The sequence below is a fragment of the Pseudomonas sp. NBRC 111140 genome, from assembly GCF_001320885.1.
GTDB lineage: Bacteria > Pseudomonadota > Gammaproteobacteria > Pseudomonadales > Pseudomonadaceae > Aquipseudomonas > Aquipseudomonas putida_P.
In genome coordinates this window covers 61,290-76,510 of the sequence record NZ_BCBQ01000018.1, presented here as the reverse complement: position 1 = coordinate 76,510, position 15,221 = coordinate 61,290, and the positions used below count along the sequence as shown (strand labels likewise).

Genomic DNA, 15,221 nt, shown 5'->3' with positions numbered 1-15,221 from the left:
CGAGCACGTCACGGATGGTGAAGAAGTTGTTCAACGACTTGGACATCTTCTCGCCATTGATACGGATCATGCCGCAGTGCATCCAGGCGTTGGCGTACTGCTTGCCAGTGGCCGCCTCGCTCTGGGCAATCTCGTTCTCGTGGTGCGGGAACTCCAAGTCGCTGCCGCCACCGTGAATGTCGAAGCTCTCACCCAGGCAGCAGGTGGACATCACCGAGCACTCGATGTGCCAGCCCGGACGACCTGGGCCCCATGGCGACTCCCAGCTCGGCTCGCCCGGCTTGACGCCTTTCCACAGCACGAAGTCCAGCGGGTCCTGCTTGGCTTCGTCGACCTCGATGCGTGCGCCGATGCGCAGGTCTTCGATTTTCTTGCGCGACAGCTTGCCATAGCCGACGAACTTGCCGACGCGGTAGTACACGTCGCCATTGCCCGGGGCGTAGGCGTAACCCTTGTCGATCAGGGTCTGGATCATCGCGTGCATGCCGGCGATATGGTCGGTGGCACGCGGCTCCTGGTCCGGCGGCAGGATGTTCAGGCGACGCTCGTCTTCGTGCATCGCGTCGATCATGCGGGCGGTGAGCGCGTCGAAGGTTTCGCCGTTCTCGTTGGCCCGATTGATGATCTTGTCATCGATGTCGGTGATGTTGCGCACGTAGGTCAGGTCATAGCCGCTCTTGCGCAGCCAGCGGGTGACCAGGTCGAAGGCCACCATGCTGCGACCATGGCCCAGGTGGCAGTAGTCGTACACGGTCATGCCGCACACGTACATGCGCACCTTGTTGCCATCCAGCGGCTTGAAGGTTTCCTTCGCTTTGCTCAGGGTGTTGTAAATGGTAAGCACGGTGGTTCCTCAGCTGCCCCAGGAGTCACGCAGGGTGACAGTGCGGTTGAACACCGGGCGGCCCGGCTGGCTGTCTTTCAGGTCGGCGCAGAAGTAGCCTTCGCGCTCGAACTGGAAGCGGTCCTCGGGCTGCGCCTGCGCCAGCGACGGCTCGGCACGGCAACCGCTGAGCACTTGCAGCGAACCAGGGTTGATGTTGTCCAGGAAGCTGCCGCCCTCCTCGGTCTTTTCCGGGTTCGGCGAGCGGAACAGGCGGTCGTACAGGCGCACTTCGCACTCGACGCTGCCCTCGGCCGGCACCCAGTGGATCACGCCTTTGACCTTGCGGCCTTCAGGGTTCTTGCCCAGGGTGTCCGGGTCGTACGAGCAACGCAGCTCGACGATGTTGCCGTCGGCATCCTTGATGGCTTCGTCGGCGCGGATCACGTAGCTGCCACGCAGGCGCACTTCACCAGCCGGTTCCAGGCGCTTGTAGCCCTTCGGCGGCTCTTCCATGAAGTCGTCGCGGTCAATGTACAGCTCGCGGGAGAACGGCAGCACGCGCACACCCATGTCTTCCTTCGGGTGACGTGGCAGCTCAAGCTGCTCGACCTGGCCTTCGGGGTAGTTGGTGATGACCACTTTCAGCGGGCGCAGCACGCACATGGCGCGCGGTGCGGTGCGGTCCAGGTCGTCACGGATGCTGAACTCCAGCATCGACATGTCGACCACGCCGTCGGAACGGTTGGTGCCGATCATTTCGCAGAAATTGCGGATCGAGGCCGGGGTGTAGCCACGGCGACGGAAGCCCGACAGGGTCGACATGCGTGGGTCGTCCCAGGCGTCGACGTGTTTCTCGTCCACCAACTGCTTGAGCTTGCGCTTGGAGGTGATGGTGTAGTTCAGGTTCAGGCGGCTGAACTCGTACTGGCGCGGATGTGCCGGCACCGGCAGGTTGTCGAGGAACCAGTCGTACAGCGGACGATGCCCTTCGAATTCCAGGGTGCAGATCGAGTGGGTAATGCCCTCGATGGCGTCCGACTGGCCGTGGGTAAAGTCGTAGTTGGGGTAGATGCACCATTTGTCACCAGTCTGGTGATGGTGGGCATGGCGGATGCGGTACAGGATCGGGTCACGCAGGTTCATGTTCGGCGAGGCCATGTCGATCTTGGCCCGCAGCACGCGCTCGCCGTCCTTGAACTCGCCGGCCTTCATGCGGGCGAACAGGTCGAGGTTTTCTTCCACGCTGCGCTCGCGGAACGGGCTGTTCTTGCCCGGCTCCTTGAGGTTGCCGCGGTATTCCTTGGCTTGCTCAGGGGTCAGGTCGCAGACGTAGGCCTTGCCCTGCTTGATCAGCTCGACCGCCCAGTCGTGCAACTGGTCAAAGTAGTCGGAGGCATAACGCACGTCGCCGGCCCAGTCGAAACCCAGCCACTTGACATCATTCTGGATGGCGTCGATGTACTCCTGGTCTTCCTTGGCCGGGTTGGTATCGTCGAAACGCAGGTGGCAGACGCCGCCGAATTCCTTTGCCAGGCCAAAGTTGACGCAGATCGACTTGGCGTGGCCGATGTGCAGATAACCATTGGGCTCCGGCGGGAAACGGGTGACGATGCTGCTGTGCTTGCCCGAGTCCAGGTCGGCCTGGATGATCGGCCGCAGGAAGTTCGCAGGGACAGCGGGGGCGCCTTTGGCAGCGGCGTTGGGCGCGTTGTCGGCAGTGGGCTTGCTCATAGGATCCTTGAATGCGTGTGTCCAGCCTGGGTAGGCCGATTGAATCAAAGGGCCTATCATAGCCGAAGCAGTCAAGCTGCTGACAGTCGGGCCCAAACAAACTGATGTGATTTATCACGGCTTTTTGCCGCAGCCTGGCAAAATGGCCAGTGCGCGCCATGTGTCGAGTTCGCCTGATCCTGCGTCAGGTGATAACCCGCGCACTGCGCACCCTAATTTCTGATTGCCTTGAAAGAGCGAGTTTCAGCATGTCCAAAGTCAAACTGAGCACCAACCACGGCGACATCGTCCTGCAGCTGGACGCCGAGAAAGCGCCTCTGACTACCGAAAACTTCGTTCAGTACGTCAAGGACGGCCACTACGATGGCACCGTATTCCACCGTGTCATCAAGGGCTTCATGATCCAGGGCGGCGGCTTCGAGGCCGGCATGAGCCAGAAGAAAACCCGCGCCAGCATCCAGAACGAAGCCGACAACGGCCTGAAGAACAAGAAGTACAGCATCGCCATGGCCCGCACCATGGAGCCGCACTCCGCCTCGGCGCAGTTCTTCATCAACGCCTCCGACAACGACTTCCTCAACCACAGCGGCAAGAACGTGCAGGGCTGGGGCTACGCCGTGTTCGGCGAAGTGATCGAAGGCCGTGAAATTGTCGACGCTATCGAAAAAGTCGCCACCGGCTCCAAAGCGGGCCACCAGGACGTACCGAAAGACGACGTGATCATCGAGAAAGCCGAGATCATTGAGTGATACTGCTGATCTCCGATCTGCATCTGCAAGAAGAACGCCCGGATATTTCCCGGGCGTTTCTTGATCTGCTCGATGGCCGTGCCCGCCACGCCAAGGCGCTGTACATTCTTGGCGACTTTTTCGAAGCGTGGATCGGTGACGATGCCATGACGCCCTTCCAGCAGTCGATCTGCCAGGCGATGCGCCGGCTGAGCGACAGCGGCACGGCCATCTACCTGATGCACGGCAACCGTGATTTCCTGATTGGCCAGGCCTTCTGCGACGCCGCAGGCTGCACGCTACTGAGCGACCCCAGCGTGATCGAGCTGGGCGGTGAACAGGTGCTGCTGATGCATGGCGACACTTTGTGCACCCGCGACCTGGGTTACATGAAAATGCGCCGTTTGCTGCGCAACCCGCTGAGCTTGTGGATTTTGCGCCACCTGCCGTTGTCGTCCCGCTACAAACTGGCGCGCAAGCTGCGCAGCGAAAGCCGCACGCAAACGCGGATGAAATCCACCGAAATTGTCGACGTCACGCCGGAGGAAGTACCGAAGGTGATGGCGGCGCATGGCGTGCGCACGCTGGTGCATGGCCATACCCACCGCCCGGCGATCCACAAGCTGATGGTCGATGGGCAGCCAGCACGGCGCATCGTGCTGGGCGACTGGGACCGCCGGGGTTGGGCCCTGCAGGTTGACGAGCAAGGGTTCCAGCTGGCGCCGTTCGAGTTTTCCTGACCCCGACACCAGGCGGGTTGCCAGCACTGGCCACTTCGGGGGTGACCCGCGAAGTGGCCAGCATGCCTTACTGCTGCGCCATTGCCCCCTTGTCCCGCTCACTGATCACCAATTCCCGGTACTCAGGGTCCGCCTTGATCTGTGCCTCGGTAAACGGTATCAGCGCCAGTTGCTTGGCCGCGAAGGCCTTGGTCTGGTCACTGGCGTGCGCCGAAGCGGCCTCGCTGGACTGCGAGAACGCCAGCAGCCCACGCGCCTCTGGCCCTTTGTCGGTGAAGCTGACCAGTTGCAGGTAGCTGGTACCACTGACCACCAGCCGCTTGCCGTGCCCGTGCGGCACGCTGTAAATCGCGTTGTACACCCCCAGCGCCTGCGGGCCACCCGGTACCGGCGTGCCATCAAGCGCCTGCTGCACCTGCCCCCAACGCGCCTCCCCGGCCACGCCACTCTCACTTACCTGCTTGATCGACGCCAGTGCTGCATCGTGTACCAGCTTACGCACCGCGGCTTGCTCGACCGCAAGGCCGCGCGGGGTGTGCTGCGGGTCGGCCGGGTCGAACGCCACCCGCCAGCTTTCCGGGTGCTCGGCCAAGGCAGTGAACAGATTCTGGAAATGCACCAGGCCAATGCCACTGTCCAGGTCGGCCTTGCCGTTCCAGGCAGCCAGGCTGCTGCACACGGCCTGCACATCCGCGCTGGCACCCTTGCACCATTGCAGCAGGTCCGGCAGCACCAGGCTGGCCAGGTAGACCTCGTCATCGGTGACCATGCGCTGCAGCTCATCCACACCCAACCGGGCGGTGCCTTGCAAACGCTGCAGGGCAAAACGGCCACGCATGCCCAGCGGCTGGTCATTGCGGCTGACCAAGGGCGAGTAGCCGGTCAGCGGCTGTGCAGGGTTCGCCATCCAGGCCGGGTCGTTGGAGTTTTGCACGAAGTCTTCACGCTCGAGGCTCGGCAGCAAGCGGGCCGGGAAAATGCCCGGTTGCGCCGCCTGCGCGTCCACCTTCCACTGGCAGGCGCTACGCGAACCATCCAGCACCACCACGCGCCCTTGCGCCTGCGGGTTGCTGCAGGTATCCAGCAGTTGCTGGTCGACATAGGGCACGACCGACTGGTTCAGGTACAAAGCCCGCCCACCCCGGTCCACGGCCAGCGTGTTGACCCAAGGGATGCCTTGCAACTGCTCGACCGAACCCTTCAATGCCGCGAGGCTGTCGGCACGGTTGATCTGGTACCACTGCTGCAATACACGTGTGTTCTCAAGGTTGGCGTCACGCAAGCTGTAGGCCGCATGCACATCCCAGTCCAGGCGACCTGGCCATTGCACCACCGGGCCGAACTGCGAGCTGTAGACCTGCCGCGCTACCTGGCTCAGGCTGCCATCCTCGGCCTTGACCGCCACACGGATGGTTTGCCGGGCCAGCGGTAGCGACCTACCATCGAGCAAGTAGCGCGTCGGGTCCTTGGGGTCGAGCTGCAGGCGGTAGAGGGTGAAGTGCTTAGAGGTGTCGACGGTGTGCGTCCACGCCAGGTGCTGGTTGAAACCGATGTTGATCATCGGCAGGCCCGGCAATGCTGCGCCCATCACGTCGAGCTGGCCAGGAATGGTCAGTTGCATCTGGTAAAAGCGCATGCCGCCCATCCACGGGAAGTGGGGGTTGGCCAGCAACAGGCCGCGGCCATTGGCCGAACGCTGCGCACCTACTGCCACAGCATTGCTGCCACGCTCCGAGGCGAACCGCTCCTGCCGGGCCAGCGCAGCGGCAAAACCCGCTGAGGATGCCTGGCGGGTCAGTGCTGGAGGGTGTGCCCCCGCCAGCGCCTCGACGAACTGCCCGACACCGCCCTCGGCCAGCAACCGGCGGGTCAGTTTGACCAGGTCCTGGCTGCTGATAGGCCGCACCCACTCACCCTCGCCGCATTCGGCGGGCAGCCCTTGGCCACGGCGCTCGGCCAATGCCCGGTTGTAGCCGCTGGCATAACCCGCCAGCAGTGCCTGTACCGGCGCTGGCTGTGCCTGCAGGAACGCATCGACCGCCGCCGGGCTGTTGAGCCAGGTGAAAAACAGGTCGCTGGCCAGGTTGTCACGCTGCTCCAGGGTCTTGCCCTTGGCGCCGAAAAAGCGCGATCGCTCACCGCTCACGGTCAGCACTTCATTGGCCAGCAGGCACAGGTTGTCCTGGGCATAGGCATAGCCAACGCCATAGCCCAGGCCGCGCTCATCCTTGGCCACGATATGCGGCACGCCAAAACTGGTGCGACGGATCTGGGCACTGGTATCGGCTACGGCGGGCTGCGCCTGTACGCCGATACTGAAGGCCACCAGGGCAGCGGCCAGGCCGGCGCACGTCATGGGACGGGAAAGTGGAAACACGGGCACTCCTCGGATTCGGGGGTCATCCCGATCAGACGAATGGCCAGATGAAAATTTTACGTATTACAAGGCGATGGAACGTCTTGATGAGGAGCAGGCATTTTTTTTACGAGTGGGTTGCAGTTTTTGCGTTCTCATTCGTCCTAGTAAGTGAGGCAACCACATTTCGGGTTCGTCCACGAAAAGGAGCATTCACATGTACAACCCGCAACCCTCGATCCAGGCCGGGCGCGTCCCAGGCAAAGCGCCCAATGGACAGGACGCTTTTTCTGAAGAACGCATCGGCAATGAACAGATCCGCGAGCTGCTGCGCACCTTCGGCCTGCGCACCAGCCTGATCCGCCTCAAGGTGATCGACGCTTTGCACGCCGCCGACCGCAATGGCCGCAGTATTGGCGTGCGCGGTGTGCATGCACAACTGGAACAACTGGATATCCCGTTGTCGTTCCTCAGTGTGCGCGAAGTACTCAAGCGCCTGTGCACCGAAGGCGTCATCCAGCTGGGTAGCGACAAATGTTACAGCCTCAACCCCCAGGCGCGTGCCGTACTGGAGCAAACACTCTCGCGCTGAGCGCATGGCCGGCCATGCCTGGCCGGCCCGCGCAGATCAGGGCTTGACCTTGCGCCGCAGAATGCCGTTGATCACCACGACCACCACGGCAATGGCGATGGCCAGCATCTGGAAGGTCTGTTCACTGATTGTGCCCTGCTTCTGCAGATGGGACAGGCCCAGCATCAGGCCCAGTACCACCAGGATGATCAAAAGTGAATATTTGAGGCGCTGCACGTGTGTCATCGAAGGTTCCTTGCAACATCAGGGGCAAATGGCTCGCAACGAGCGGCGGCAATGATACAACGGTCACTGCCCACAGCGCTGTATTTCCTGCTGGGTGGGGCAGCGCGGGCCTGAAAGCATGGGAGTTCCAAGCACCCATGCCGGAGGCACCATGTACAAAACGTTGCTGTTCGCATCGCTGTTTCTGTCCCCCCTCTCCCTTCATGCGCTGGACACCCAGCAGACGCCTGACGAACACCTGCTCGAACTGGGCCACCAGTTGGCTACCCATGCCGGTGCCAGCCAATGGCAACAATTGTGGCAACGTGTCCGCCAGGCCGGCTACCTGCAGGCTGGTGCTGCGCCGGTACATTTCAGCGTGCCTGCGGCCCGGTTACCCGACCTGGCTCGGCAAACCCTGGCCCAGGCCGACCAGGTACAGGCACTGCGCCAGACACAGGCACTGTACCGCCGCAGCTTTGCCGGCCCGGCCATTGGCCAGCGCAACGGGCAGCCGTTGCATGCGCTTTGCCTGTTGGTCGATTGGCGCACATTGCCCCAAGGCATGCGCGCCACCCCTCACGCCTACCTGGCTAGCGCCAGCTTGCTGAGCAGCTATCCGTGCGACTGATGGTTGCCTGACCCATTCGCATCAATGGGAGTAACCAGATGGGTCGCCTTACGGTACAGCCGGAAGTCAACGCGATTTCCTACACCGCCAGATATCGTTGCCTGCAAAACCTACTCACCGAAGCTACAACCCCCAGCCCCTATGTCGCCTAGCGACGCGCCTTGGCTGTCGCACAGAATTTGCTCACACCTTCGACATAACGCCGTGGGTGATCGGGTCGCACATCCACCCATCCCGAAGGAGCGCCATATGCAACTGCCAGATTTGAGCCAGATCGATATCAGCCAACTGCCCCACTCGTTGCAGGCCTTGATCGAGTGTATCGGTATCGAAAACGCCTACCAGCTCACCTGCGCCTACGGCGGCAGGCCCAAATACATTCCCAAGCACCGCGAGCGCACCAAGCTCGCCGACGTGCTGCCAGCCGAAGCGTTAGACGCACTGATCAAGCGCTTTGCCGGGGTCGCACTGGAAATTCCCAAGGCTGACCACTTTCTGCGCCAACTGCGCAACCAGCAGATCCAGAAGGAAAGCGCCAACGGCTTGTCACGCAGCCTGCTGGCGAACAAGTACGGCCTGAGCCTGCGCCAGATCGGCAACATCCGGCGCCAGGAGCCTTGCACTCGCTGATACCCAAGCACCGTAGCAGCCCTTATGCGGTTGCCTCAACCCACCAGAAGATGAGTTTCCTTATATGTCGATAGATAACAGCCTGATTGGCTCCGTCATCAACGCCCTGCCGATGGACCGCCTGATTGCTGGCCCCTTGCAGGCCATGGTCCAGGCGCAGGTGACTGCCAGTAAATCGTACGCCGACTTTCTGATGCAGGTGTGCGTCCAGGATGGCAAGGCCGTCGCCATCCAGTTCGACTACGACGAAACCATCGTCGACGAACAAGGCGAATACAAGGGTGTGGTCAGCAAGACCATGAAAGTGCCGCTGCTGGCGGCCATTACCCACCCGAACATTTCCATTGAAGAGGGTAATGTCGAGTTCGAGCTGGTCATCAGCCAGATGTCCGAAGATGTATCCAGCAAGGACATGAATGCAGAAACGACCGCCTCCCTGGGCTGGGGGCCGTTCAAGCTGAACGTGAAAGGCAGCGTGAGCCACAAGTCCACGCAAACCCGCAAGACAGATACCCGCGCCCGCTATGCCTTCAACACGACCTTGAAACGCCAGGAACCGCCCGAAGCGATGATGAGGGTAATCGAGTTTCTGACTGACGCCGCGACCAAGCCAACCGTTGTCAGAACGGCCGCGCTGGAAAGCCCGGACGAAATTTCCCAGGCCGATACCTTGAAAGGGCCTGAGCCTGAAAAACTACCGACCCCTTAAGACCCTTGCACTTCACCCTCGAGCCCCTCTTCCCGCAATGAGAGGGGCATAACCTGGCTTGAGGAGTCGGATCGTTGCAAAAGCCCCCTGCCCCCATGACCTCCATCGACCTGCGCGAGATCACCCGTGGCCTGCAAGAGGCCGCCAGCGCCACCAACAGTTTGATCGCCCAGCAGTACATCAACCTCTTCGACCAGTTCTTCGAATGCGACACCGAGGCGTTGGGCGCCCCTATGAAGGCCAAGATGGTCGAGGTGGCGATGGACGGCCAGCACATCATGCGCGTTCCATTGTTCGCCCTGGTATCACCCAAGGGCCTGGCCCTGGAGCGCATGCAGGTCGATTTGTCTGTAAGGGTCAAAGGTACTGAAGCGCAACAGGCGCTGCTGACGGCAGCCGAGAGCAAGGCCGCCAGCTTCAAGGTGACCATCGGCGGCCAGGGCCGTCAGGGTGAAAGCCGGGACCCAGACGAAGTGCAGATCCGCATGCAGTTCCAGGCGAGTGAGCCGCCGGAGGCGCTGAACCGGTTGATCGAGGAATACACCAGCCTGATCGTCCCGGTACGCGCTACCCAATCGCCGCCCCCAACCGACACCAATGAGTTCATCGAGGCGGCCATCGTCCGTTGACGACCGCCCCGGCGCAGGCTTAGAAGTCGCGTTTGTAGAAGATATCCAGTGAACTCGCCAGCCCGCTGGCGGCTTCAAGGTAGACCTTCTTGCTCAACTTGTAACGCAAGGCGATGGTGTTGGCGGGTTCGAACACCCCTACCCCGTAACGCAGGCTCAGCTTTTCAGTCAGGTTGCCGCTGGCGACCACGCTGGTGCTGTTGCCCGACCCTTCGGTATCCAACTGGAAGTCGTCGATGCCCAGGCTCGACGCCAGGCTGCCGGTAATGCCGGCACTGCCGGCCAGCCCCAAGCCCAAGGCCGCCTCGGCGAGCATGTTGTTGTCTTCGCCGGAGGTGCCCAATGGCCGCCCCAGTACCAGGTACGACAGCGCCTGCTCCTGGCTCATGGCCGGCTCCGAGAACACCTTCGTGGTGGGCTGTTCGGCGCTGCCGCTCAGGCGGATACCAGCAATCACATCGTCAACCTTGCGGATTGCTTCGATGTCCAGGTACGGCTGGTCGATTGGGCCGGCGAACAGCAGCCGCGCTCGGCGGATGGTCAAGCGTTGACCGTAGGCACGGTAGCGGCCGTCTGCCAGGCTCAGCTCGCCACGGGTGTCGAGGTTATCACCAATGTGCACATGGCCAAGCAGGTTGGCGGTAAGGCCAAAGCCGCTGAACGACAGCTTGTCCTGGCCCACTTCGACGTCGATGTCCATGGCCATCGCCATGGGCGGTTTGCCCTCTTCGGTCTGGTGACCGACGATTACCGTGTCATCCGACACCTTGACGGTGGACGGCGGCAGCTCGCGAACGGTGATCTTGCCCTTGGGCACCTGTACCTTGCCGGTCACCGCCAGCTTGTCGTCGATCAGGCGCAAGGTAAGGTCTGGGGCCACCTCCAGTGCGGCATAGGGCTCGACCGTGACCGGCAGTTGCTGGCCTTGCAAACGCACGTCCATGCCCAGCGCCTGGCCCCAGGTGAGGTTGCCGCTCAACTGCCCACGCCCAGCCTCGCCACTGCGCCAATTGCCGTTGAGCTGCACCTGCTCACCGCTGATCAGTGCCTGCAGTGACAGGTCCTGCAGGCTGGCCGGCAGCTCTGCACCACTGACTTCACCACCGCTGAGCATCAGGTTACCGTTGACCTGCGGCGCCAGCAAAGTACCTGAAAGCCGGCCACTGCCATTGAGCTGCCCGGCCAGGCGTTCGACCATCGGCACAAACGGACGGGCCACCGACAGGTCTAGCCCGGCCAGGCGGAAATCACCCGACAATGGCTTGTTCTTGCCTAGCGGATCGAGCCGGGCGTTGACGCTCAGTTCCCCCAGACGCTCACCGCGAAACGCCAGGCGCGTATCGATGCGTCGCGGTGCCAGCGTGCTGTCCAGGCGCAGGGCCTGATACGGGAAGTCGATCCAGCGGCCCTTGTCGCGTACCCGCAGGGTGCCGCCACTGGCATCGACAACGACAGTACCCTTGGGGCCGCTGGCCGGGATGTCCAGGTTGATATCGGCATTGAGCAGGCCTTGCCAGGCAAAGTCCTTCGGCAGCCACTGGGCCAGGCTGTCCAGTGGGAACTGCTTGAGGTGGTAGCGCAGGCGGGGCTCGGGGGCCAGGCGCTGGTCCTCGCCACACAGGCTGGCCTGCCCGGAGCGCCAGCAGTGGGCCCCGAAGTCCAGCTGACCGCTGGCCAGCCGCTGCACGCGTGCCGGGGCCTGCAACTGCCAATCCTGGCCGCCGGCCTGAATCCGCCCGCTGGCCAGACGACCACGCCAGTCACCCTTGTTCAACTGGCCATCCAGGCCAAGGTCGAGCTTGAGTTGCGGGCCGTCCAACGCCAGAGTCACGGCCTGTTGGCGAATGTCGCCTTTGCCGTTGGCCTGCAGCGTGCCCAAGGCCGTGTCACCCAGGTGAATACCTGTGGCCTTGAGCTCGACAACGCCGCGTTGAGCGTTGTCCAGGCGCGCCTCCAGGTCCAGCTGCTGCAGGCGGTTTTCGGCCTGGGCCAAGCGCTGACCTTGCAAGGTCAGGGTACCTTGCGGAGCCTGCAGCGTCCCGGCGACATCCAGCCGCCCCTTGACCTGCCCTTGCAGCCTCGGCCACAACTGGCCCAGGCGCGGCAAGTCGAGGTCGATTCGCCCGGCCAGCCGTTGTTGCAGGCTGCCACTGCCGTTGATGCGATTGTCACCCAGCTGGATAGCCAGTGCGCCCAGGGTCCAGTTTTGCCCTGCCCCCTGGGCTTCGGCCTTGAGTACGGCTGGCTGGCCACGCAGGCGGCCTTTAAGGTCGAGCTGGGCATCGAGGGTAAGCGCCTCGCCTTTAAGCTCGCCTTTGCTGCGCAGTGGCCCCGCCAGGGTGCCCGGTAGCTCGGCCAGCCAATAGGCCGGATCGAGCGCGGAAAGCTGCAAGTCGACATCCCAGGCCAGCGTGTTGGCAAAACGCACGGCGACACTGCCGGCGGCCTTGCCCTGGCCGGCAGTCAGCGCCAACTGTGGCAGTTTCACCTGGCTCAGGTCGCCTTCGAACGGGCTGGCCAGGCTGAACGCCCCCGCCGGGCCGTCCAGCTCACCCTTGAAGGTGCCCTGGTAATTGCCATCGCGATAATGCACCTGGGTATTGAAGCGCTTGAGGGTGACCTCAGGCGGAGTCTCCAAGGGGTACAGGCGCAACCACGGGAAATCCTGCCAGTCCAGCTTCGCATCGGCGCTCAGGCCTTGCTGCCAGTCAGCCGTCGCTTGCAACTTGACCCGTTGGTTGTCGTTGGCGGTCAGGTCCAAGGCATCGAGCCTGGCGCCTTTACTGTCCACCAACCCGGACAAGGCCAGGGCGATCGGCGATTGTTCGGCGGGCAGGCTGGCCGTGCCCGACAGGTGATAGCCCTTGAGCAAATCACCCTGGGCGTCGAGCTTCAGCTGGTTCAGCTGCAAAGTGTCGGGCAACGTGCCAGCCGGCTTGAATGCCTCGGAGCGGATCTGCAAGGTAGCTGGCAGGTGTTCGGCCAATGCCTGCAATTGGCCGCTCAGCGTGGCATCGAGGTAACCACTGCTGGTGCCAGCCAGTTTCAGGTTTTTTTGCAATTCACCGCTGGCAGTCAGTGCCAGCTGCCAAGGCTTGCCCTCTACCGCAGGCAACTGCAGTTGCGCCTGCAGTTGCAGCGGCCAGTCACCTTCGGGCTGCAGGTCGCCTTGCAGGTTCAAATTCAGGTCGTCGCGCTGCAGCCGCAGGCTGTCGATGCGCATCCCGCTGTTGGTCCAGTGCGCCGCGAGCTGCAAGTCGCCAAGCAGTTCGCTGCCATCCAGGCGCAGCTGACCAACCTTGACCTCGCCCAGCTCGATAGCCAGTGGCAAGCGCAGGGTCGGCAATTGCAGCGGTGCGTTGTCGGTGGGTTCGGGGCTTGGCGCAAAGGCCATGTCGATGCGTTCGGCCTGCAACCGGTCGATGCACAACCTGGCGCGTAGCAAGCAAGCAGGCGACCAAGCCAGCATCGGCGCCTGTACCTCTACCTTGCTGCCGGCGTCGGCCCAGATCAGCTGGCTAGCTTGCCAACTGCCCGCAAGGCGCCCTTGGAAATCGGCCACTTCGAGCCCGGGCACCTTGCCCAGTGCCCAGCGGCTGCCAGCCTCGGTCCCCAGCAGCAGGCCCAGTGCCAGGCCCAAGCTCGCGACTACCCCAAGCAGGCCCAGCAGAATGTATTTGATCACGCGTTTCACAGCTCGGGCCCCATGGAAAAGTGCAGGCGAATGCCCCCTTCGTCATCCAGCGCTTTGGCCAGGTCCAGGCGCAACGGCCCCACCGGCGACACCCAGCGCACACCAAAGCCAACACCGGTCTTGAGGCTGGGCAGCTCCAGGTTGTTGAACGAGTTGCCTTGGTCGACGAACGTCGCAACCCGCCACTTTTCGGTCAGCGAATATTGGTACTCGACGCTGCCAGCCACCAGGTAGCGCCCGCCAATGCGGTCGCCGTCGCGGTTCTTCGGCGACAGGGTCTGGTAGTCGTAGCCGCGCACGCTCTGGTCGCCACCGGCGAAGAAGCGCAGCGAAGGCGGAATGCTGTTCTTGAAGCCATTGGTCGCGCTGCCGCCAAACTGCACGCGACCGAGAAAGCGGTGGTTTTGGCCCAGCGTGGTCAGGCCTTTGAGCAATACGTTGCCGTGCAGAAGGTTGGTATCGGAAACCAGCCCTTCCTTGGCGCCCTGCACATCGAATTGCAGGCGATAGCCGTTGTGTGGGTCGATGCGGTTGTCGCTGCGCAGGAAGGAATAGCTCACGCCAGGCATCAGCAAGTTGCTCAGCCCGGAGTCGTCGCCCAGGCGATACTCCTCGCGCTGGTACTTGAGCGATATCACCCGCTGCCAGCCACTGGGCAGCTTGCTGTGCCACTCGGGGCCGACCGTCAACAGCTTGCTGAGCGTGTCGGTACCGGCAAGCTCTTCATTCTGGTAGCCACCGGCAAAGCGCAGCTTGTCGGTCAGCGGCGGGTCGAGGGGAATGTCGTACCACAGGCCGACGTTCTGCCGTGGTGCGGACAGCTCGGTTTCCCAACCGTAGCTGTGGCCCTGCGGGTTGACCCAGTGGCGGGTCCAGTTGGCCTTGCCGCGCGGCCCGACGTCAGTCGAGAAACCCAGGCCCAGGCCCAGGGTGCGTGGTTTACGGGTTTCCAGACGGACATCCACCGGGACTTCTTCACCTACGGCGGCAGTAGGTGCCGCGTCTACGCGCACACCTTCGAAATAGCCGCTCGATTGCAGGTCATTGTTCAGCTCGGCGACCAGTTCCGAGTCGTAGGGGGTGCCCGGTTTGAATGAAACCATACGCTGCAAGAGATCGTCATCCAACGGCGTGTCGCCCCCGAAGGTGACAGCGCCCAGGCGATAGCGCGGGCCACTCTGGTAGACCAGTTCGATATCGGCCACGCCGGCCTGCGGGTCCACAGCCAGGCGCTGGCTGCTGAAACGTCCACTGAAGAAACCGTAGCGCGACGCCTGGTTCTGGATCAGCCGTTTGGCATCCTCATAAAGGCCGTGATTGAGTTGCTCACCCGCGCGCAGCGCCTTGCTGTCAGGCACGCGGAAGGCCTTCATTTCGCTGGCCGGGCCCTCGATGCGCACAGTCACGTTGCGCAGGCGAATGGGCTCGCCAGGGTTGATGCTGATGATCAGTTGCGGGGAATGGTCAGCGTCGCTGGCGGGTTTTACCTCGGTATCGATCTGTGCCTGATAGTAGCCAAGTGCCTGCGCCGCTTTGCGCGCCTGCTCCTCGGCCCCGCGACTGAAGCGTAAAAGTGCTTCTTCATCGCGGTCACCCAAGGTGCCGATATAGCCTTCGACATTGGCCTTGAGCGCCTTGTTGGCCGGTTTTACCTTCACCAGCAACTCGCTCTGGCCCCACGCTGCGAAACTGGCGGCCCAGAAAACCAGGCCCCAGGTGAATCTTCCTGAATACGTCATGCGGCGAATGCT

Annotated in this window: 13 protein-coding genes; 7 read left to right on the top strand and 6 right to left on the bottom strand. The window is 62.7% G+C overall.

Annotated features, from left to right (window positions below; all coding sequences use genetic code 11):
• Positions 1-844, bottom strand: an 844-nt coding sequence (cysS, locus tag APH42_RS08625; protein ID WP_082421382.1) for a cysteine--tRNA ligase, incomplete at its 3' end; no start/stop codon positions are given.
• Positions 845-853: 9 nt separating this feature from the next.
• Positions 854-2,557, bottom strand: a complete 1,704-nt coding sequence (locus APH42_RS08620) for a glutamine--tRNA ligase/YqeY domain fusion protein (RefSeq protein ID WP_060493141.1) — start codon at positions 2,555-2,557, stop codon at positions 854-856.
• A gap of 248 nt (positions 2,558-2,805) precedes the next feature.
• On the opposite strand from APH42_RS08620, the gene APH42_RS08615 reads away from it, so the two are divergent.
• Together APH42_RS08615 and APH42_RS08610 are read left to right on the top strand one after the other, a co-directional pair.
• A complete protein-coding gene (locus APH42_RS08615; RefSeq protein ID WP_060493140.1) occupies positions 2,806-3,306 on the top strand; it encodes a peptidylprolyl isomerase in 501 nt (166 codons plus the stop codon).
• On the top strand, positions 3,303-4,025 hold the full coding sequence (locus tag APH42_RS08610; RefSeq protein WP_012272512.1) for a UDP-2,3-diacylglucosamine diphosphatase: 723 nt from the start codon (positions 3,303-3,305) through the stop codon (positions 4,023-4,025). The genes APH42_RS08615 and APH42_RS08610 overlap by 4 nt, the downstream gene beginning before the upstream one ends.
• Positions 4,026-4,092: 67 nt before the next feature.
• Here APH42_RS08610 and APH42_RS08605 read toward each other — a convergent pair whose 3' ends face one another.
• Positions 4,093-6,402, bottom strand: a complete 2,310-nt coding sequence (locus APH42_RS08605) for an acylase (protein ID WP_060493139.1) — start codon at positions 6,400-6,402, stop codon at positions 4,093-4,095.
• Positions 6,403-6,598: 196 nt separating this feature from the next.
• Between APH42_RS08605 and APH42_RS08600 the strand changes: the two genes are divergently transcribed.
• Complete coding sequence (locus APH42_RS08600) at positions 6,599-6,973, top strand: hypothetical protein (RefSeq protein ID WP_012272514.1); 375 nt, start codon at positions 6,599-6,601, stop codon at positions 6,971-6,973.
• 36 nt (positions 6,974-7,009) lie between these two features.
• Here the strand turns inward: APH42_RS08600 and APH42_RS08595 are convergent, their stop codons facing one another.
• On the bottom strand, positions 7,010-7,198 hold the full coding sequence (locus tag APH42_RS08595; RefSeq protein ID WP_003248064.1) for a hypothetical protein: 189 nt from the start codon (positions 7,196-7,198) through the stop codon (positions 7,010-7,012).
• Between the two features lie 151 nt (positions 7,199-7,349).
• Between APH42_RS08595 and APH42_RS08590 the strand changes: the two genes are divergently transcribed.
• The 4 genes from APH42_RS08590 to APH42_RS08575 all read left to right on the top strand — a co-directional run bounded on the left by APH42_RS08590 (position 7,350) and on the right by APH42_RS08575 (position 9,776).
• Positions 7,350-7,808, top strand: a complete 459-nt coding sequence (locus tag APH42_RS08590) for a hypothetical protein (RefSeq protein ID WP_012272515.1) — start codon at positions 7,350-7,352, stop codon at positions 7,806-7,808.
• A gap of 249 nt (positions 7,809-8,057) precedes the next feature.
• Complete coding sequence (locus APH42_RS08585) at positions 8,058-8,438, top strand: Mor transcription activator family protein (protein WP_012272516.1); 381 nt, start codon at positions 8,058-8,060, stop codon at positions 8,436-8,438.
• Between the two features lie 64 nt (positions 8,439-8,502).
• A complete protein-coding gene (locus APH42_RS08580; protein WP_012272517.1) occupies positions 8,503-9,147 on the top strand; it encodes a DUF2589 domain-containing protein in 645 nt (214 codons plus the stop codon).
• Between the two features lie 74 nt (positions 9,148-9,221).
• On the top strand, positions 9,222-9,776 hold the full coding sequence (locus tag APH42_RS08575; RefSeq protein ID WP_012272518.1) for a DUF2589 domain-containing protein: 555 nt from the start codon (positions 9,222-9,224) through the stop codon (positions 9,774-9,776).
• Between the two features lie 19 nt (positions 9,777-9,795).
• Here the strand turns inward: APH42_RS08575 and APH42_RS08570 are convergent, their stop codons facing one another.
• Together APH42_RS08570 and APH42_RS08565 are read right to left on the bottom strand one after the other, a co-directional pair.
• A complete protein-coding gene (locus APH42_RS08570; RefSeq protein ID WP_060493138.1) occupies positions 9,796-13,470 on the bottom strand; it encodes a translocation/assembly module TamB domain-containing protein in 3,675 nt (1,224 codons plus the stop codon).
• Positions 13,467-15,209 carry an autotransporter assembly complex family protein gene (locus tag APH42_RS08565; RefSeq protein WP_060493137.1) on the bottom strand — a complete coding sequence of 581 codons (1,743 nt, stop codon included), beginning with the start codon at positions 15,207-15,209 and terminating at the stop codon, positions 13,467-13,469. The genes APH42_RS08570 and APH42_RS08565 overlap by 4 nt, the downstream gene beginning before the upstream one ends.
• Positions 15,210-15,221 lie beyond the last annotated feature (12 nt).

Excerpts from the sequence above, each read along its gene's own strand:
- APH42_RS08620 (WP_060493141.1), bottom strand. The coding sequence starts at position 2,557 with ATGAGCAAGCCCACTGCCGACAACGCGCCCAACGCCGCTGCCAAAGGC.
- APH42_RS08615 (WP_060493140.1), top strand. The coding sequence starts at position 2,806 with ATGTCCAAAGTCAAACTGAGCACCAACCACGGCGACATCGTCCTGCAG.
- APH42_RS08600 (WP_012272514.1), top strand. The coding sequence starts at position 6,599 with ATGTACAACCCGCAACCCTCGATCCAGGCCGGGCGCGTCCCAGGCAAA.
- APH42_RS08595 (WP_003248064.1), bottom strand. The coding sequence starts at position 7,198 with ATGACACACGTGCAGCGCCTCAAATATTCACTTTTGATCATCCTGGTG.
- APH42_RS08590 (WP_012272515.1), top strand. The coding sequence starts at position 7,350 with ATGTACAAAACGTTGCTGTTCGCATCGCTGTTTCTGTCCCCCCTCTCC.
- APH42_RS08585 (WP_012272516.1), top strand. The coding sequence starts at position 8,058 with ATGCAACTGCCAGATTTGAGCCAGATCGATATCAGCCAACTGCCCCAC.
- APH42_RS08580 (WP_012272517.1), top strand. The coding sequence starts at position 8,503 with ATGTCGATAGATAACAGCCTGATTGGCTCCGTCATCAACGCCCTGCCG.
- APH42_RS08565 (WP_060493137.1), bottom strand. The coding sequence starts at position 15,209 with ATGACGTATTCAGGAAGATTCACCTGGGGCCTGGTTTTCTGGGCCGCC.